Origin of the sequence: Brevibacillus sp. BD137 (assembly GCF_041644655.1) — a bacterium.
GTDB classification, from domain to species: Bacteria; Bacillota; Bacilli; order Brevibacillales; family Brevibacillaceae; genus Brevibacillus; species Brevibacillus brevis_D.
In genome coordinates, this window is record NZ_JAOTNO010000014.1 from 119,667 (window position 1) to 139,086 (window position 19,420).

Sequence of the window (19,420 nt, forward strand, 5' to 3'; positions counted from 1 at the left end):
TAGGAGAGCCGCTCAACTTCCAAATGGAATGAGCGGCTTTTTCGTACGTATCGTCTTACCAAGTCACAAAAGGCGGCGAGCCTGGTGCTTGGTGCTGAATTTGTTGCAAAATCGGATAACCGTACGCGAGAATAATCAGGAAGGCGACCAATCCGATCCAAACTGGCCAGCGCTCCAAAATTTTTGGAACTTCTTGCGTTGTCTCTGTCTCGGCAATCGGATATTCTGTATTCCCTTTTGGTGCGTAGAAAGTCAGATACAGCAAGATCAGGATCAAGAGAATCGCAGATACGAACAACAGTCCTCCACCGAAAGCCATCAAGCGCTGGTAATCCATCCAGCCCAGAGCTAAAGGGTGATCCATATACGTTGTGTAGTCCGTGCGGCGTGGCGCCCCTTGCAAGCCCATCGTGTGCATAGCGAGCGACATCAAGAACATTCCTACTGCCCAGAATACCGTTTGCACCATTCCCATCCGATTCGCTGTCTTGGTCAACTGTCGTCCAGTCAATGCTGGAATTAGCCAGAAGGTGACACCGAAGAAGGTGAGCGCAACAGCTGCTCCTACTGTGATGTGGAAGTGACCGGTAACCCAAATCGTATTGTGCACGACCGCGTTAATCTGGTTACTTGCGTTAATAATTCCCCCAGCTCCGCCAGGAATGAAGAACAGCATTCCTACAAATGGAGCAAAGAAACGTACGTCTGTCCAAGGCAGTTTTTTGAACCAACCAAAAAGTCCAACTCCGCCTTTTTTACGTCCAGTTGTTTCAAAAATGGCAAACATCGAAAATGCTGTCATCAAAGACGGGATTACAACAATCAGCGTCAGTGTCACGTGGATCATTTTCCATGCTGGTGAGATCCCCGGCTCCATCAATTGGTGGTGGAACCCGACAGGAATCGAGAACAACAGCAGGCAGATAAAAGCGAGTCGACTGAGTGAATCACTGAAGATGTGACCGCCAATGATTCTTGGTAAACATACATACCACGCCATATAAGCAGGCAATAGCCAGAAATAAACGAGTGGATGACCGAAAAACCAGAACAGAGTACGGCTGAGCATGATATTAATCGTCGGAACCAACCCGAGTGACCACGGGATGAGTTGGAACAGAACCTCCACCGCTACAGGAATCGTCGCAGTAATCCACAAAATGTAAGTAGTGACTCCCATGTAGAGGAACAGTGGAGACGTTTTCCCTTTATTTTCGCGTTTCCATTTACGATAGCTGGCAAAAACCCCGAATCCCGCTAGCCAGCTTCCTACTACGAGCAAGGCAGAACCAATGTAAAAGTACGGAGATGCTTTCAGTGGTGCGTAGAACGTATAAAGGACAGAGGCTTCATTCAACAGAATGGTAACAACAGCCATCAACGTCCCTAGCGTCATGAGAATCCAGCCAGCCCATCCAAATTTCAGGGCAGCTCCGTGCAAGGAACCACCTGTCGTGCGGGCGACTCCTGAGAAAATAAATCCGACGATGAAGTACGTGGTAAAAATAAGTGCCATCAACACGCCATGGGCGGTCAAAATTTGATAGTAATTTGTCCAGCTCGGTAGTTCCATGATTCCACCGCGAACCATGCCCTGTACCATCCCAGCCACAGCTGCCAAACCGAATGCAATATAAGCTACCCACACATAGGCCAAACTAAGCCTTGCCGCAGAACGCTGAACCGGGACATGGGGGAGTGTATCTTCGACCTTCCGTGCGATTACCATAGGATTCACCTACCTTTATTTCACAATAATTGTGGTCGCCATTACCTGATGACCTGCGCCACAGTATTCGTTACAAAGGATTAAATACTCACCTGGCTTGTCAAACGTGTGTGTCGCCGAGCTGATGTGTCCAGGCAGTACCATGAAGTTAATGTTGGTCTCTGGAATCTGGAATCCGTGAATAACGTCTGGACTCGTGACGTGGAAATTCACCGTTGCGCCAACTGGTATTTCCATCTTGGTCGGAGAGAAGCCGAAAGCAAATGCTGTCATGTAAGCGTCGTATTCGTTGTCTCCTACCTGTTTCAAGCCTGGTTTATCAAAAGGAGGCGTCTCCGTAACCTTCTCCGGATCAATCATTTCCATATTACTTGGCGGAGCCATCCCCATGGCAAACGCATTGACGCACAACAATACAATAAATAAGGCCAAACCGCCTGCGCCAAGCATCAACCAGATTTTTTCATATCGATGCAAATGCATAAGTACCCTCCTTTACTTCCCTTATTACGCCCTATCCAGGAAAAGCCCAAATACACCCAACCAACCGACTAGAATGATACCTCCGACGATCAGAACCGCGACAAACGTTCCCTTCAAGTCTTCCTGGTCCGTTTGCAGCTTGCTGGATTTTGATTTCTTGCCTTTCTCCGCCTTGTTAACTTGCGTCTCCATCGCGCTCTTCTCCTTTCCTACGTGCCTCACGGGCGCGGTGTAGTTTTCACGCCTTCATTCTACCGCTGGAACCCCTTGGAAGTAATTCGGGGAAATCCCCTAAAATGTTCCGGGAAACCCCTGATTTCGACCTTTTTATGACCATTTTTGTTCACAGGTTCGACACAAAAAAAGACGACCCCGTATTGGGATCGTCCTTACTCAAAATCCAGCCAGCCCTTCTTTATCGCATACCGCACCAAATCAGGCCGCGTACGTAGATGGAGCTTTTCCATAATATGCGCTTTATGCGATTCTACCGTCTTGACGGAAACAGTGAGCTGCTCGGCAATTTCCTTGTTGCTAAAGCCCTTTGCGATCAAGACCAGCACTTCTTTTTCCCGATCAGTCAGGATGTCGTACTTGGCCTGCTCTTCACCGTTCTTGACCATTTGCAGAAATTCCTCGATCAGAGATTTCGTCGCAGATGGATACAAATACGCCATGCCCTGATTGACCGAGCGGATCGCCGTGATCAAATCGAGGTCAGGGGCGCTTTTTAAAATATAGCCAGCAGCACCGGCTTGCAGTACCCGAAACAAGTATTCCTCGTCATCATGCATCGTAAGCACGAGCACCTGAATGTCTGGTGCCGTTTCCTTCAGTCTGGCCGTTGCCGTCAAGCCGTTTTCCCCAGGCGGCATGCTCAAATCCATCAGGACGACGTTGGGCCGGACTTCCCATGCTTTTTCACATGCCTCTTTTCCGTCAGCCGCATAACCGACGACTTCCATGTCCTCCTGAGCGTTGATCAGCATCCCCAGCCCAGAGCGTACAATCGCATGATCATCGGCGATCAAGACACGAATGCTCATCCTCTACCCCCTCCTTCGGCACCGGAATTCGGACGATCACCGTCGTTCCTTCCTCGGGTGCGGAGCGAATATCAACGGTACCACCAAGCAGCTGGGCACGCTCCTTCATGCCAAACACACCGAGACCTTTGCCGATTTTCAATGTTTTCTCTACTTCAAATCCTACGCCGTCATCCACAATCGTGACGACAATTTCCTTCTCCCTATTCTCGAACATGATTCCTAGATGACTCGCCTTTGCGTATTTTGCCGTATTCGTCATGGCTTCCTGTACAATTCGGTACAGTGCTGTTTCCATCGCAGCGGAGTATCTGCGTTTTTCCCCCTGAACATGTAGCTCCACCTGGATGTGAAACGTCTTTTCCACCCGTTTCATCAACGAACGTAAGGCAGGCAGTAAACCGAGATCATCCAGTGCAGATGGACGCAGCTCCAGTGCCATACGCTTCACTTCCTCCATCGCCTTGGAAGTCATATTCACCAATTCCGCGACATGCTGCATAACCGGCTCGCTCAATTCTCGTTGTCTGACTACGTTTAGTCCCACTAAAATACTATAAAGCGCCTGCCCTACGCCATCATGCAGCTCCCGGGCGATGCGCTTTCGCTCTTCTTCTTGTGCTTGGATCGCAAAATTCGTCAGCTTGTACTGGTAGCGCTCTTTTTCCACTCGCTGTTGCGCAGACATATCACGCAAAATCATGACCAGCTTCCCCTGCGATTCATCCTCTAGCCTCGCTGAGCTGGCAGCGACAGGGTAATCCACACCCGATTTCGTTCGGAGCCTCATTTCGAATGAAGGCATTTGCACGCGCTTAAAAAAGCAATCCGCGCAGCTCGTTTCTTCCATACACGTTGCCATTCCGAGACACAGCTCGCAAATATGTTTATCTCGAATCAGCTCTTCTTCTGTCCAGCCCGTCATCTGCTCCAACGCAGCATTGGCTTTTACGATTCGTCCCTCCTGATCAATCACCAGGATCGCATCGCTGACGTTGGCAAAGATGGACTGCATCAGGGAAAGCACTTCACTCGACGTACCCATGGCTCCTCCTTTTGAGACAATCATCCTAACGTTATTGTAAAGTTTCCATAAAAGAAAGTGTATCAGGGAATTCCCTGAACATAAGAAAACGGGACAGCAAATGCCATCCCGTACTTTCTCTTACTCTACTACGATTTTTTCAGCAGTGCCGATAGGCGGCAGGCTCTTCGTCATCATTGGGCCGTAGAAGGCAACTACTTGCATATCCTCTTTCAGCTCAGCTGGCGAGAGTACCTTGTTGTCTCGCGCATTGATGATCACCGTTTTCTCGGTAATGTTCAGGTTGATTTTTTCTTGAGAGGTTCCGGTAATACCGCGACCCTCTACGAGCATTTTGTAGTTGCCCTCTTTGTCAGCAGAGATGCTCGCTATTTTTCCCGCTGTTCCCAGGATGTCCTGAGTCTCCAAGCCGCCTTTTACCGTAATGCTGAGCGCACTTGTTTGTGGCGGCATGCTCATCGCCATGAATTTTTCGGTCGTAGCATCTACGGCCATACCCAGCTTCAAGTCTTCTGGCTTCAGTACTTTACCAGCTTCATCCGTAATTTTGGTGTCTTCTGTCAGGTGCAGGATGATGCCAGATTCATAGATGTTCAGTGTAACTGAGTAGCCTTTATCGGATTTGCTGATGTTCGTAATGGTACCTGTGCGCATAGGAGCGATTTCGTCCTCCACTACAGTCACTGTATCATCGGTTACATTCACGTCTGCTTGCAGGATTTCGTCTACGAATTTAACTGGCACATAGGTGCTGCCATTCAGTACGCGAGGCTCTGCTCCCAACGTTTTGTACATTTTTGCGAAAGGATAACGATCCTCTCCTTCTTTTGCGTAGCTGGTGATCGCGCCTCTTTGCACTTCTGCTGCTTTTTCCTTGTCGTTCCAGCTTACTTTGAAACCAAGGGCTTCAGCAACAGGACGAAGTGGAACCAGTACGGTTTGTTGACCTTTATCGAAGATCGCATCCTGTGCGATTGCTTGACCGTTTATGTTAACAGAAAGTTCTTTTACTGGTTCGGAGGTTGCGGATACCACGCTAGTTCCCAAAGCGGCCAGTGCCGCGATTGTCATCATACCTGTACGGATTGTTTTCATATTGTTTATGCCTCCAATGTGCTTGATTGTTTTTGTGTGTCTCTATTCATTGGACGGCACCCTTTCAGAAACGTTTCAACAAATTTTTCATAGATGTGTAAATCCTTCATGTATAAGCGAAAAACATCACGGCTGGCTTGGGATTTGGTTACCTGGGACTTGGTTCGTTTGCGGCATCGGTACATCGGGCTTGCCTGATGGGTTGTCATACAAATAAGTTGGTACCTTGCCGACGATCAGGGCTTCGGAGACTGGGATTTGTGTAGTGACCGTCTGTTGCTTGGTCGCAAACGGGATAATGACCCGCAAATCGACTTCGACGTGAATGTAGACAGTCACCAGCACCATATTGATCCCGGCTTGCTTCAGGCCTGTTTCCAGCTTCGTTTTGACGGCGCCAATCGGAACGAACGACACCGGAATATCAGGCCCAATGTGCTCCAGAAAGACGTTTTTGGTAGCCAAGCCTAGTGGTATGGTTGTCTGGACGTGCTCCTGCTCAAATTCCTTCAAGCGATTTTGAATACGGGCTGTCGTTTCCCCCACAATCCGGGAATACTCTTTGAAATTAAAATTCACCGCTTTGATGCTACCACTCTCGTCTTTCTCCATGATGACAACTTCGTTGACGTCGACACCCTGCTGGGTCATGCGTTTGGTGACTGCATCGGTAATCGCGAGCTTGGCGACCTGCTCTGCCTTGGCCTGGGCAATCAGCATCAACGTCGGCTCCACCCTGCGTTCCACAACGATAAACAAAACAATCAATACCACAATGATCAGCAGGATCCCAGCAAAAATTCTCCTTCTACGTCTTTTCCAGCCTCCCCTTCTCACGCGCACGATGGCTCCCTCTCCCCTTTGGCGGCTCGGTTAGTCAGGACGAACCGTACGCATAGCTGGGCTTTTTTCTTTGCTTTTGCGTTGTCTGCCGCCGGTAAGCACCCCACCGATTCCCGCGACAAACGTAGGAACTCCTGCCGCGACCAAAATTAATGCCCAATCGCGCAGATTCAAATCCGTTGTTTTGAAGATCGGCTGGAGTGCCTCCATGTATACGACACCGATCACGAGCACGATCGACGAAAGTACGGCCCAAACGAGGTATTTGTTTTCAAATACATTGCGGTGAAAAACACTGTATTGACTTCGGCAATCGAAAACGTGAATCAGCTGCGCCATCACCAACGTGACGAAAGCGACCGTTTGGGCATGCACCAAGTCATTCGGATTCTCTTTGAGAGTCAACCAGAACGCAAGCAGTGTCATGGTCCCGATGAGAAAGCCGCGGCTAATAATTTTCCAGCCCAACCCTCGGCTGAATATGTTCTCTGCCTTGTTGCGCGGCTTCTGATACATCGTATCTTTCTCCGCCTGATCGATGCCCAGCGCCATGGCCGGTAAACCATCCGTCACGAGATTGACCCACAAGATCTGGATCGGCACCAAAGGCAAAGGAAGTCCGAGGAGCATTGCAAAAAACATGACGAGAATCTCGCCCACGTTGGACGCCAGCAAATAACGGATGAATTTTCGAATGTTGTCATAGATGTTACGCCCTTCCTCGACGGCGGCGACAATCGTGGCGAAGTTATCGTCGCGCAGCACGAGATCGGCCGCTTCCTTCGTCACATCCGTACCGGTAATCCCCATCGCGATCCCAATGTCTGAGGTCTTGATCGCAGGAGCATCATTGACACCGTCCCCGGTCATGGCGACAACATGTCCTTGGCTTTGCAGGGCACGGACGATCCGAAGCTTGTGCTCTGGAGACACACGGGCATAGACAGTCACTCGCTCCGCATACTCTGCGAGTTGCTCATCTGACATGCCATCCAGCTCCCGCCCCTCCAATACTTCTCCGTAGCCACGCATCAAACCAATCTGACGGGCGATTGCTTCTGCTGTCACCTTATGGTCGCCTGTAATCATGACTGTCTTGATCCCTGCTTGATGGCAAAGATCGATCGCTGGACGCACCTCTTCACGCGGTGGATCGATCATCCCGGCCAATCCGACAAAGACAAGATTGTTTTCCAGGGAGCCAATCGGCTGTCCCGGGCGATAGCCTTGCAGTGTCTTATAGGCGAAGCCCAGTACGCGCAACGCTTTACCCGCCATGTGTTCCGTTTGCTCCAGTACCTGGTGACGAAGCGTTGCGGAGAGTGGAATGAGCTCACCCTTCCACAAAATGTGTGTCGATCTCGCCAGCAATGCCTCCGCCGCGCCTTTGGTCAGCAGGGAATACACACCGTCCGTCCCCTTTTCGACGACAGACATCATTTTGCGGTCAGAATCAAAGGGGAGCTCCTCCACACGCTGTCCCTGATTCTTTGGGGCGCTACGCTCTGTATTGCCGCCCAATGCCTTTGCGGCAAGCACCTTGAGAGCACCTTCTGTCGGGTCGCCTATGACTTGCCAAAAGCGGGATGCCTTGCCCATCCCAAGCAAATTGCGCGTGCTTTGTTCCTCGCATGTCAATCGGGCGTTGTTGCATCGGTCTGCGATTCGGATCATTTGCGTGAGAGCCCCGTCACGGGCGGGAGACACCATTTTCCCCAGATAGTGAAAAGATCCCTCTGGTGCGTAGCCGCTACCGCTCACCTCATACGTGGAATCGCTGTGCCACACTTGAGTAACGGTCATTTTATTTTGAGTCAGGGTCCCTGTTTTGTCGGAGCAAATAACAGAGGCGCAGCCCAACGTCTCGACTGATGGCAGCTTGCGTACGATCGCATTGCGGCGGATCATCCTCTGGACGCCAAGCGCTAGCGCGACAGTCACAATAGCCGGCAAGCCTTCCGGAATAGCCGCTACTGCGAGACTCACCCCGGCGAGGAACATCGTAAACAGCTCATGACCATGCCAGACACCAGCAGCAATGACCACAATCGTCAATAGTAGTGCGACGACCACGAGAATTTTGCCCATTTGCTCCAAGCGCAGCTGCAAAGGTGTTTCTGCTTCTTCCGCTGTATTCATCAAGTGCGCGATTTTCCCAATTTCTGTACTCATCCCTGTCGCTACGACGATACCGTTCCCTGTTCCTCCGGTCACCATCGTGCCCATGAACGCGAGATTTTTTTGGTCGCCAAGCGGTACAGTGGAGGCCTGGGCTGTTTCCAGTCTTTTCACGTTTTTCCCGACGGGAACAGACTCTCCTGTCAATGCAGACTCCTCTACCTCTAGCCGATTGGCCGAAAGCAAACGCAAATCTGCGGGAACACGATCCCCAGCCTCCAATTGCACCAGGTCACCAGGCACCAGCCGCGAAGCCGGTATCATGGAAATGTTCCCACCCCGGATGACGCGCGCCATTGGGGATGCCAGCTCCTTTAGCGCTTGCAAGGATCTCTCAGCCTTGGCCTCCTGAATAAAACCGAGGATGCCGTTAATGAGGATGATCGCAATAATCGCAATCGCATCCAGGTACTCTCCGAGGAAGTACGAGATCAACGTTGCAATGAACAGGATGAGTACCATAAAATCCTTGAACTGATCAACAAAGACCGAGTAGAGAGGCTTTCGCTTTTGTTCAGCCAACTGGTTGGCACCTTGTTTAGCCAGTCGCCGCTCCGCCTCCTGCTGAGTCAACCCTTGCGCAGCATCACTATGAAGGGCTTCGGTCACGTCGGCCGCCGCCAGCGTGTACCATTTTCGAATTGGCTGTGTATCCACCTACATCTCCTCCATCCACATCTCACTCATTTTCATGTGTATGCAGACGAGCTAGAAAATAAAACAACCCGTCCATTTATCTGGACGGGTCTGTGTTAGTTTGTCGGTTATTTCAAACTTTTGGCTACACCAATGCAAATCAACAAAATCGGCGGCAGCCAGGTGAGCCGCGTGAGCCAGCTGGCTTTTCCTGCACGGCTGCCGAGAGCAATTCCTACCACAAGAAGCAAGGCACTCATCACCGCGATACAGAGAGCGACAAGCAGTGGAGAGTATCCCAAAAACGTAAGGCTGATGCCTGCGCCGAAAGCATCCAAAGACAGAGCAAGCCCCAACATGACGGCCTCCCAGCCCATAATATGCCCAGAACGATCTGCATCGGCTTTGGACGGATCTTTTAAAATCTGGATCATCACACCAAAAATGCGGAACTGCGACAATAATACGATGGGTTCCTGCTCTTCCTGTTTTTCTGCGGCTACAACGGCGTTGTTGCTCGTAGCAGTAGACTCCTGAACCTCTGTCCCTGACCTTGTCGCAATCAGCCGCCACAGAGTAAACAAGCCCATGAGGATCAAGACCGCGGCTCCAATATATGTGCCAATTTCGGGTGTTAACCATTCGGTGAGGGATGAGCCTACGAGCATGACACCATAGACAACAGCAAACGAACAACCGGAAACGACGACGAGCGACAAAAAGGGCATTCTCATGTTCCGTAAACCATACGTCAATCCTACACTGACACTGTCCATGCTGATGGCCAGGGAAACGAGCAGGAGTGCGAGCCATCCGCTCATATGTGGTCACCTCTTTCCCATTGCCTATTAGGTATACGCGAAAAGCTCAGATGATGTGCCAATAAATCATTGCCGGGATATTAATGGTAACCACGCCAGACTGGATCATCAGAACGAAAATTCTCGTAGCTCCTGAAAAGAAAAAGAAGAGGCCACTGTCGGCCTCTTCCTTTTCTTTGAACTATTTGATTTCAATCGGTACTTCCCACTTCACGTCGTGTTCCACCATATAGGTAGCGTAGGATACCGTGAGCTTTTTCGGTTGTTGCTTCAAGCGCGGAATCGAGATCTCACCTTTGATCTGTACCCGTCCGTCCTTGTCTCTGGTGCTTTCCGTGCTCACTGATGCAGGGTAAGTCTTCCCATTTTCATCCTTTACAGACCAATCGCGGTTCTCGACTATGCCTTTTCCTAATGTACCCTCTATGGTCATTACGGCCTCACCTAGATCTTCACCGTTACCTGGCTCCCATTTAAAAGAAGAGAATATAAAGGTACTGCCTGTCTCATCCTTGAAAGTCGCAGCTTTCTTGTCTAGTTCTGTTGGAACCAGATCAAATTTAGGCGAAGCCAGCTTTTTCTCATAAATTTTCTTTAGCTCAAGCTTTAATTTTTGTTCTCCCTGTATCGGGCCAAATGTATGCCACCAATTCAAGACATCGCCTTCTGGTCTTTCTTCCGCTTCTTCTTCTGTTCTTGGTGTGAAAAGAACATTCTCCTTGTTATCAAGCTCATCATCCAATGATTTCATATCCCAAGCTGCTACTACTTCCCCTTTTTCATTGGTGATTTCGTACATCATATTCTCTCCCGAAAAAGCAAGATCACGCTCTTTTTCTGTGATAATGGCCCCTTGCGGATTTTTCCGATCGTACAGGATCGACGTTCGTTCAACCTCCAAATAAGCTGATTTTGGGAAAGTGGTATCCAGCATGACCCGTGTCGCACTCGGGGAAAATTCGATATTTTTCAGCTCAATCCCGAGCCCTTGCGGCGATTGAAAAGCCATATCCTTGAAGGCAACCGTTTTCGTCGCTTCCTTGGCTTTCTTCATATCGATCGGAACTTCCAATGACCATTTTCCTGTCTTATCTGCGATTTCTGTCTGTTCTAAATGCAAGGTCAGTTGGTCAGGAGTCGCCTCAGTTGATTCGAAGATTTCGTTCAAAAATCGCTCTGTGATGAAAAACTCTCCATGACTTCCCGAATTATCTCCTCCATCATCCTCGAACCAATCTTTTCCGTTCTGATCAATCAGCTTCGCATTCAAAATATGATCTTCAATCTTCTTGCCGCTCTCGTCGTACACATCATAGATGACTGCGATCCTCATCGAATCAGCCAACAGCTCTTTTAACTCGACAGTAATTCCTTGATCGGTTACTTTTTGCTCCAGCTTTTGGACCAGGCCTTTATGGACAGCATTTTTCATACCGCTATCCGCATTTTTTTCAATCTGGAACAAGCTATTCACATAATTCGCAAATGTCGGTGATACAACGGTTCCTGTTACCACCAATGCCGTAAGTCCTGCTACTACCAATCCTGTCTTCTTCACAATATCCCAACCCCTTTGTCTTCTGGTTCGGGAGAAGTGCTTTCGCGTAGAACGTGGAGGAACTGCATCAGACAGCTTATCCATGACCTCATCTGTAAACGAATCGGGTACAGGAGCCTCCGGAATGGTGGGAAAATCCTCTTCTTGCATGCCTTCTACCCACTCTTGCAGGTGCTTCTGGCATTGTGGGCAATTTTCCACATGTTGCTCCAATCCTTTGCTCTCGGCAGGGGCCAGCTCATCGTTTACGTATAGCTTCAATTGATTAAACATGAAGCATTTCATAAATAGCTCCCCCTCCCATCGTTTTCTCTAGGCTGTCCTTCATCTTTTTGCGGGCACGGAATAATCGCATCTGAACAGAGCTCTCCGAGAGAGACAGTCGCTCGCTGATTTCCCGATACGACAGTCGCTGTAGGTAAAACAGGACGAATACCTCCCGATACTCCTCATCCAGCAGCATGATGCTGCGTTCCAGCTCGGCGTCCCGTTCTTTTTTCAACAAAGTCGTCTCTGGCGTGTCTGGGTCAATCAGCTGCTCCTCATCGATTTCTACCTGTTCTGTCCGTTTGCGTTTTCGCATTTCATCGAAACAATGATTGCTCGCAATTCGATACAGCCACGACGAAAACCTGTACTCAGGCCGATAGTCGTGTAAGCGATAAAAGGTTTTGATAAACACGTCTTGAGCCAAATCCTGTGCGTCTGGCATGTTGCCGATCATCCTATACAAATAACCGACGATCTTGCCCTTGTATCTGTCGACAATTTGTCTATACTGCTCATGATCGCCAGCCAGGATTTGCTCGATTAGTTCCTGATCGTCCGGCATTTTGCTACTCCTCCATCTATCACAGATCAAGCCAGCGGGGAATGCTGCGCAGCTTCCGTTTTGGTTGATTCATAAGCTATTACGGATTTGCTGGAAAAACCTTTCTCCTTATTTTTGAAAAATTTAACTTTCCTGTCAAAAGAGGCTTCAAAGCTATTTGTTTGAGTCAACATAGTGGAGGGGAAGAAAAAGCACAGTTCTCTTCGACTCTGACACGCCAGCAGGGGGGATTGACTGTCCGTCTCCACTTTAAAAAGAGGACCGTCGATCCAAAGCCACCCTACGGGCGGGTGTTTCTCAGGGAAGAAGTGTTCGACAAGCGTGGTCTTCTTTTTAAAGTTCCGACTGGGTAAGCGTTGTCAAGGTCTGCTAGTCCTGTGCTTTTTCTTCTTACCGGCTTTGCTGCCTCTTAAAACTAAGAAAGCCCAAAAAAAGAGCTCGACAGCCTGAAAGGAATCAGGAATGCCGAACTCACTAGTAATCGAATTTATTATTTCATAGATGGGAGGGCTTTAAGCACGTGCAGCTAGTGCCCGAGCGAGTAATTCTACCAGTCTCCTTGCATACTCGCCAGTGGTATCCCTTGCCCCTGAGAATTCCGTCACTTCCATACTTGTCACGCGCGAATCTCGCAAAACAGTTTCCAATAATGCCTCTGCTTCGGACAGCGACAATCCAATCTCACTTGGAGAATAGGCTGCTGGCATTGCGTCTTTGTTCAGGATATCTACGTCGAAGTGAACGAGGATTTTGGCATCACGCGGGATCGATTGGAGCATATGAGAAATTCGTTCCACGATGCTTCCTTCTGTGAGCTGGTCCAAGGTCATAATCTCTACGCCATGCGTCTCTGTGGGCATTTGTTGGCAACCGACCAGGCGGATTCGCTCTGCATCCCAGCCGCTTGGTTCAATCCATTGTCCGCGATCCTGAAGCAAAAACCACAATCCCATCCCTGCCGTCCCAATACAGCGAGAAGCCGATGGAACTACTGCATCGAGATGACCGTCAAGCACGAGCAAATACGCTTTTTCCTGATACCGAGCCTGATGAGCCTGTGCCGTTGCAACGACCAAGCTGCAATCGCCGCCGAGCATCAAGACAAAGTCGTCTGTATCGAGCCAATCTTGCGCGTCCTTTTGCAGCAAATCCCAGAACATACGCGGGGCCGGCCAATTACGAACTGGTGGAATATTATGGCGCGGCAAATCATCAGGAAGATGCAGATTTCCTACGTCCTGCACTTCCAAGCCATGTCGCTGCAACTGCTCGATCAATCCGGCTGTACGAAGCGCGTCCGGAGCTAATTCTGTTCCAGAGACATATGCTCCTGTGAAATGCGGGATACCAGCCACTTTTACTTTTATAAACAGTCCCTCCTAAGGAATTCATGGTATGAATGTCCTTAAAAGTATATCACAGCCTGCCTTGCAAAAATTGGATGAGATCACCGACGGACGGTCGTAACCACCGATCTGGCAAGGATGCTTTTTCCCCGCGCAGCAATTGGCAAGCAAGCGCATTCGGATGGACATCCGCACTTAAAAAATACACTTGGTGTACAGGCTGCGGGAGAGCGTCCATGACCTCCACACATTTGCTGACATACACCTGCAACGCATCCCGATAGGCGGGAGTTGTTAGTGCCGCGCCACACCACACATCAATTCCGGTCAACTCCTTGGCATGGGCTGCATCCAAGCTTTTGGCGAGCGAGCAGATAACGAACAGTAGCTTCTCTGGCGCCAGATTGAACCGCTTCTGATACTGCTTGGCAAAACGGGCAAGTGTCGCATTCCAGGACGGCGTATCGTAGCTGCCGAGATCAGGGATGCATTTGAGTGCCCCGACTAGCTGCTCTTCCTTCTTTATAAACAAGAGACCGTCGATCACTTGAAACGAAAGCCCGCTCAACTGCCCGGACAAAAACTCGCCCACCCGCTCATGCATGACGCGAGAGATTCGCTGTGAGGATTTGCGCTTTAGCTTTTGCCGTATGCGCACCTCTTCTTCCTCCAGATAGACCCGTATCAGCCTGGAAAACAACTCTGCCTCCGTAGTTGGCTCTCGTATCAGGCACTCCAAACGGCTATAGGCGTCTGCCACGCTTTGGTCCCATTGCCCTTCTTTTTCTGTGCCCATCATTACCCTCCCTCACATCATATCGGGTGCGTGATCGGCCACGACCAGCACATCCATGTGTCGGACCTCCCGCAATAATCGCTGGATGACCGAACCCTCGAGAATTTCCTTCCAGCGGGTTCGTGCCGACTGCCCGATGACGACCTGCGTCGTTCCTTTTTCGTTCATATGCCAAACTAGCTTGGTGAAAACCTTGCGTCGGGAAGGGGCTTCGTATCGTTCAAAACGACCTCCGAGACGCTCCGTTAGTGCCTTCAGCTTCGCCAGCTGCGTCTCTTCCTCTTCTGTCAGCGACGGATGATCCTGCACGTAAGCTACATGCCAGGACGCCTTCAACCGATACGCAATTCGGAACCCTCGGCGAATCAATCGTTCACTATCTGCCCGCAAATTCACACAGACAAAAATGACTTCCTGCTGCCGCCAAGGCCCACGCAGCGTTCGTCGCTCCCATGCCTCCAAGCGTTCGTCGACGTCGTCCGCCACTTCACGCAAGGCCAGCTCTCTTAACGCGATCAAATTCCCTGTTTTGAAAAAGTTGGTCAGTGACTGCTCCACCTTTTCCATCGCGTAAATATTGCCCTCCCGCATCCGCTGGCGTAGCGCTTTGGGTGAAATATCAATCAGCTCTACCTCATCTGCCTGATGCAGAATATGGTCCGGCACCGTCTCTCGAACGCGGATTCCCGTAATTTGCTCGACGCTGTCGTTTAAGCTCTCCAAGTGCTGAATGTTCATCGTGGAAATGACAGAAATACCCGCAGCCAAAATCTTCTCGACATCGTGATATCGCTTCTCATAGGCGCTCCCCGGCACGTTCGTATGTGCCAGCTCATCCACCAGTACGACCTCCGGATTTCGCCGGATAATTTCGTCTGTGTCCATTTCTTCTAGCGTCACATTTTTATACGGGATACGCTTGCGCGGGATAAGAGGAAGTCCCCCTACCTGCTCAATGGTTTCTTTTCGTCCATGCGTTTCTAAAAGCCCAATCACCACGTCGATGCCATTTTCAGCGAGCTCGTTACCTTCTCGGAGCATCGTGTATGTCTTGCCGACACCTGGTGCCGCTCCCACATATACTTTTAGCGTCCCGCGCTTGATTTTCCCGATTTCTTGCTGCATCTCCTCATCGGAGAGTCGTCGGTACGGATTGACCGTTACCGCCTGTTCTCGCTTGGTTGGCATGACACGCTCACCGTCCCGCTCGGAACGATCCGCCACGATCAAGATATCGATATTTTTCGTTTGCCGAAGAATCTTATGGACGATGGAGCCATACCATATCTCTTCCCAGCGCGTACGCTTGGACTGCCCCATGACGATGCGGGTCACATTATTCTCCATCGCATAGGCGACGAGCTCGTTTGCTACGTCCTTTTCACGTGCAAGCATCTGTTCTTCGAAGGTACCTCCGACTTTGTCCACGAGCTTTCCGATGGATCTCTTAAAAGTCGCTTCTTCCTTCGTGAGCTTCTTGGATAAAGGGAGAAAACAGACGACCAAGAGCTCTCCGCCGAGCCGCTTGGCAACCTGTTGTCCGCGCCGAACCAATATCGAGCCGTTCCAATGATACTGGGCAGAAACTAGCACCCTCTCTGTGGCTCCTGAAGCCCCCACCATGCCGTGCTTCTCCCGATAATCCTCCAAATCCTCGTTTACGCCCGTAGCTACGAACCGAAGAGCGAGTTCCCGCAGCATATGCAGATTGTCTCTGCGAAACAACGGATTCTTCGTTCGAATCGGGTTACGATCCTCTTCTTGCAGCCGTTTCAGAATGGCTTCTGGCGTGACGTCGAGCAATTTCACCTCGTCAGCCATGGCAAGCGTATCCTCAGGGACACACTGGTCGATCCGCACTTCTGCCTTCGTCAGTCGCTCCGCCATTTCTTTCATCCCGGCTAATTCGTAAATGTTGACCGTCGTAATCACACTAATATTGTGATTCAGCAAATACTGAACATCGTCGAGCCTGGTTGGACGCGGGGCATCTGGACGATTGCGATGAGCCAAACCGTCTACGAGCACAACTTCCGGATCTCGCTCGATAATGACTGCAACGTCCAGATCATGTCTCGCTTCCCCGAGAGAATGCCAGTTAATTGGCTCGATTTGCTCCAAGCCCTCCCGCTTTTGCGCCAGCTTGGGATGAGTGGCCTCACCTGATCCAGCTACGACCACATCAATCCCTTTTTTCTTAAGCGTCTGCCCTTCCATGAGCAAGTGATAGGTTTTACCTGAGCCACTGACAGCCCCCAGAATGATTTTCAGCCTGCCCCGGTGCATTCTGGAGATGGACTGCAAGATTTCCTCCGGGGACTTTCGCCGAAACTGCTCTACCATCTCGCAGCCCTCCTTCTATCTTTACTTCTTCAATTCGTCCAAGGCCAAATTCAGCTTCACTACATTGACACGCGGCTCTCCGAATACACCCAAGCTTCTTCCCTCTGTATTCGCTTCAATCAGTGCCTGAAGTTGTACCGGTTCGAGATTGCGCGCCTTGGCTACACGCTCTACTTGTATTTGGGCAGCCTTTGGCGAGATATGCGGGTCCAGACCGGAAGCGGAGTTGGTCAGCAAATCAGCCGGGATGTCTTCCTGCTTCACGCCAGGATTCGCTGCTAGAAATGCGGCGATATCCTTTTGCGTACGTTCGATCAGGGCTGGGTTGGATGGCGCGTAGTTGTTCGAGCCAGAGCCTGACGCATTGTTATCAATAGAAGAAATGCGTCCCCAGAAGTACTTCGGATCAGTGAAGGTCTGCCCAATCAGTTCGGAGCCGACCACCTTGCCGCTCCCATCGGTGATGAGACTGCCACTTGCTTGTGCAGGCATGACAACCTGTGCAACTCCTGTCATCGCCAGCGGGTAGGCAACGCCGCAAATCAGCAGCAAAACGAGGCTGAGACGCAAATTTTTCAAAATCATATCGGTTCACCTGAGCTTTCTTTTTTCAATATGAATTAAATTAAATTCAATCCAATCAAAATCAAGTCAATCAGCTTGATGCCCACGAACGGAACGATAATTCCTCCCAAGCCATAGATCACCAGATTGCGGCTAAGCAGCTTTGTCGCGCTCATCGGCGTGTATTTCACACCTTTCATCGCCAACGGAATCAGGATCGGGATAATGATCGCATTGAAGATCAACGCGGACAAAATCGCACTTTGCGGTGTAGCCAAGCCCATGATGTTGAGCGCACTCATTTGTGGGATCGCCAGCATGAACATCGCTGGAATGATCGCGAAGTATTTCGCTACGTCATTGGCGATACTGAACGTCGTCAAGGCACCGCGTGTCATCAAAAGCTGCTTGCCAATCGCCACGACCTCGATGATTTTGGTCGGGTCAGAATCCAGATCGACCATGTTCGCTGCTTCCTTCGCCGCTACCGTACCCGTATTCATCGCCAAACCAACATCGGCTTGTGCGAGAGCTGGCGCGTCATTCGTACCGTCACCTGTCATGGCGACCAGCTTGCCTGCCGCTTGTTCTTTACGGATCAGCGCAATCTTGTCTTCCGGCTTGGCTTCCGCTACGAAATCGTCCACACCTGCTTCGCGGGCAATTGTCGCTGCTGTCAGCGGGTTATCCCCTGTGCACATGACCGTACGAATTCCCATGCGGCGCAGCTCTTCAAAACGTTCGCGCATCCCTGGCTTTACGGTATCCTTTAGGTAAATCAAACCGAGAATCGCATTGCCTTCTGCTACAGCCAATGGCGTGCCGCCAGCCGTTGCAATCCGGTTTGCTTTTTCATCCAAGTCAGCAGGGATGTTGCCCCCTTGCTCTACCACGTATTTTTTGATGGCGTCGACGGCCCCTTTGCGGATGAGGACGCCGCTTGCCAGATTCGTCCCGCTCATTCTTGTTTCAGCGCGGAACTCCACGCCTTCGGAACCGGGCAATTCCAGTTCAGCAGGTGCCAGACCTTGTTTTTTCGCCAGCTCTACAACAGAGCGTCCTTCCGGTGTTTCGTCATGAACCGAGCTTTGTGCAGCTACTCGGTTCAATTCCGTGCTTTTGGTGTTGCCTACAGTGACAAACTCGGCAGCCATCCGGTTACCATGCGTGATCGTTCCCGTTTTATCCAAAATAATAGTGTTGATGTCACCAGACGCCTCAACCGCTTTACCCGACATGGCGATGACGTTAAACTGTGTGACCCGGTCCATACCCGCAATCCCAATCGCTGACAAGAGTCCGCCAATCGTGGTTGGAATCAAGCAAACGAGTAAAGCAATCAGTGTAGCAACCGGAATGGCTGCATTTACGTAGTTGGCTATCGGCAGCAAAGTCGTGCAAACGATCAGGAAAATTAACGTTAAGCTGACCAACAGCGTATTCAACGCGATTTCATTCGGGGTCTTCTGTCTCTTCGCACCTTCTACCAACGAAATCATACGATCCAAAAACGATTCGCCGGGATCAGTCGTCACACGGACACGGATACGGTCACTGACTACACGTGTGCCTCCCGTAACAGAGCTAAAATCGCCACCTGCTTCTTTAATGACCGGAGCGGATTCACCTGTAATCGCTGATTCGTCCACAGAGGCGACACCCTCGACGATTTCCCCGTCGGATGGAATCAGCTCGCCTGCTTCCACGATCACCAGATCGCCCTTTCGCAGTTCTGTGGAACTGACGACCTGCATGCGACCATCTTTCCCCACTTTTTTTGCTTGCGTGTCCTGCTTCGTTTTTTTCAAGCTCTCTGCCTGTGCTTTACCGCGCCCTTCTGCCAAGGCTTCTGCGAAGTTGGCGAACAAAATCGTCACGAATAGGATCAAGCTGACGACGCCGTTGTAAAATGGGTCCGAAGCTCCCCCAAACAAATTCGGCACAAACGTCAGGAGAAGTGTAATGAAGAACCCGATCTCTACCACGAACATGACTGGATTTTTCATCATCACACGCGGGTCCAGTTTTTTGAAAGACTCGACAAAGGCCCGTTGATACAAATCTTTAGGAAGCGCAACCGTGCGCGTTCTACTCATGGAAAATTA

General features: G+C 50.4%; 16 protein-coding genes. All 16 read right to left on the minus strand.

What is annotated here, in order from left to right:
• Positions 1-55 precede the first annotated feature (55 nt).
• Positions 56-1,729, minus strand: coding sequence for a b(o/a)3-type cytochrome-c oxidase subunit 1 (locus ODZ53_RS24350; protein ID WP_012684152.1), 1,674 nt, complete (start codon positions 1,727-1,729; stop codon positions 56-58).
• A 15-nt stretch (positions 1,730-1,744) separates the two neighbouring features.
• Positions 1,745-2,212: a cytochrome c oxidase subunit II gene (locus ODZ53_RS24355; protein WP_012684151.1), complete on the minus strand. Its 468-nt coding sequence runs from the start codon at positions 2,210-2,212 to the stop codon at positions 1,745-1,747.
• A 24-nt stretch (positions 2,213-2,236) separates the two neighbouring features.
• On the minus strand, positions 2,237-2,404 hold the full coding sequence (locus tag ODZ53_RS24360; protein WP_012684150.1) for a hypothetical protein: 168 nt from the start codon (positions 2,402-2,404) through the stop codon (positions 2,237-2,239).
• A 197-nt stretch (positions 2,405-2,601) separates the two neighbouring features.
• Complete coding sequence (locus tag ODZ53_RS24365) at positions 2,602-3,258, minus strand: response regulator transcription factor (RefSeq protein ID WP_012684149.1); 657 nt, start codon at positions 3,256-3,258, stop codon at positions 2,602-2,604.
• Positions 3,230-4,303, minus strand: coding sequence for a PAS domain-containing sensor histidine kinase (locus ODZ53_RS24370; RefSeq protein WP_026133877.1), 1,074 nt, complete (start codon positions 4,301-4,303; stop codon positions 3,230-3,232). Before ODZ53_RS24370 ends, ODZ53_RS24365 begins: the two co-directional genes overlap by 29 nt.
• 120 nt (positions 4,304-4,423) lie before the next feature.
• A complete protein-coding gene (locus ODZ53_RS24375; protein ID WP_372680665.1) occupies positions 4,424-5,398 on the minus strand; it encodes a copper amine oxidase N-terminal domain-containing protein in 975 nt (324 codons plus the stop codon).
• A 126-nt stretch (positions 5,399-5,524) separates the two neighbouring features.
• Positions 5,525-6,241, minus strand: coding sequence for a sporulation protein YunB (gene yunB / locus ODZ53_RS24380; RefSeq protein WP_199928239.1), 717 nt, complete (start codon positions 6,239-6,241; stop codon positions 5,525-5,527).
• 30 nt (positions 6,242-6,271) lie between these two features.
• Positions 6,272-9,076 (minus strand): calcium-translocating P-type ATPase, SERCA-type, encoded by a 2,805-nt coding sequence (locus ODZ53_RS24385; protein ID WP_372680668.1) that lies wholly within the window; start codon positions 9,074-9,076, stop codon positions 6,272-6,274.
• Positions 9,077-9,183: 107 nt separating this feature from the next.
• Entirely contained in the window at positions 9,184-9,876 is a 693-nt protein-coding gene (ytaF, locus tag ODZ53_RS24390; protein WP_372680670.1) for a sporulation membrane protein YtaF, read from the minus strand.
• Positions 9,877-10,057: 181 nt separating this feature from the next.
• A complete protein-coding gene (locus tag ODZ53_RS24395; RefSeq protein ID WP_372680672.1) occupies positions 10,058-11,719 on the minus strand; it encodes a DUF4179 domain-containing protein in 1,662 nt (553 codons plus the stop codon).
• A complete protein-coding gene (locus tag ODZ53_RS24400) occupies positions 11,700-12,266 on the minus strand; it encodes an RNA polymerase sigma factor (protein WP_007728877.1) in 567 nt (188 codons plus the stop codon). The genes ODZ53_RS24395 and ODZ53_RS24400 overlap by 20 nt, the downstream gene beginning before the upstream one ends.
• Positions 12,267-12,778: 512 nt before the next feature.
• Positions 12,779-13,621 (minus strand): arginase family protein, encoded by an 843-nt coding sequence (locus ODZ53_RS24405; protein ID WP_372680674.1) that lies wholly within the window; start codon positions 13,619-13,621, stop codon positions 12,779-12,781.
• A 61-nt stretch (positions 13,622-13,682) separates the two neighbouring features.
• Positions 13,683-14,408, minus strand: a complete 726-nt coding sequence (locus tag ODZ53_RS24410) for a hypothetical protein (RefSeq protein WP_372680698.1) — start codon at positions 14,406-14,408, stop codon at positions 13,683-13,685.
• A 12-nt stretch (positions 14,409-14,420) separates the two neighbouring features.
• On the minus strand, positions 14,421-16,751 hold the full coding sequence (locus tag ODZ53_RS24415) for a universal stress protein (RefSeq protein ID WP_372680676.1): 2,331 nt from the start codon (positions 16,749-16,751) through the stop codon (positions 14,421-14,423).
• A 21-nt stretch (positions 16,752-16,772) separates the two neighbouring features.
• Positions 16,773-17,336: a potassium-transporting ATPase subunit KdpC gene (kdpC, locus tag ODZ53_RS24420; RefSeq protein WP_372680678.1), complete on the minus strand. Its 564-nt coding sequence runs from the start codon at positions 17,334-17,336 to the stop codon at positions 16,773-16,775.
• A 35-nt stretch (positions 17,337-17,371) separates the two neighbouring features.
• Complete coding sequence (gene kdpB / locus ODZ53_RS24425) at positions 17,372-19,411, minus strand: potassium-transporting ATPase subunit KdpB (protein WP_372680680.1); 2,040 nt, start codon at positions 19,409-19,411, stop codon at positions 17,372-17,374.
• Between the last annotated feature and the right edge of the window lie 9 nt (positions 19,412-19,420).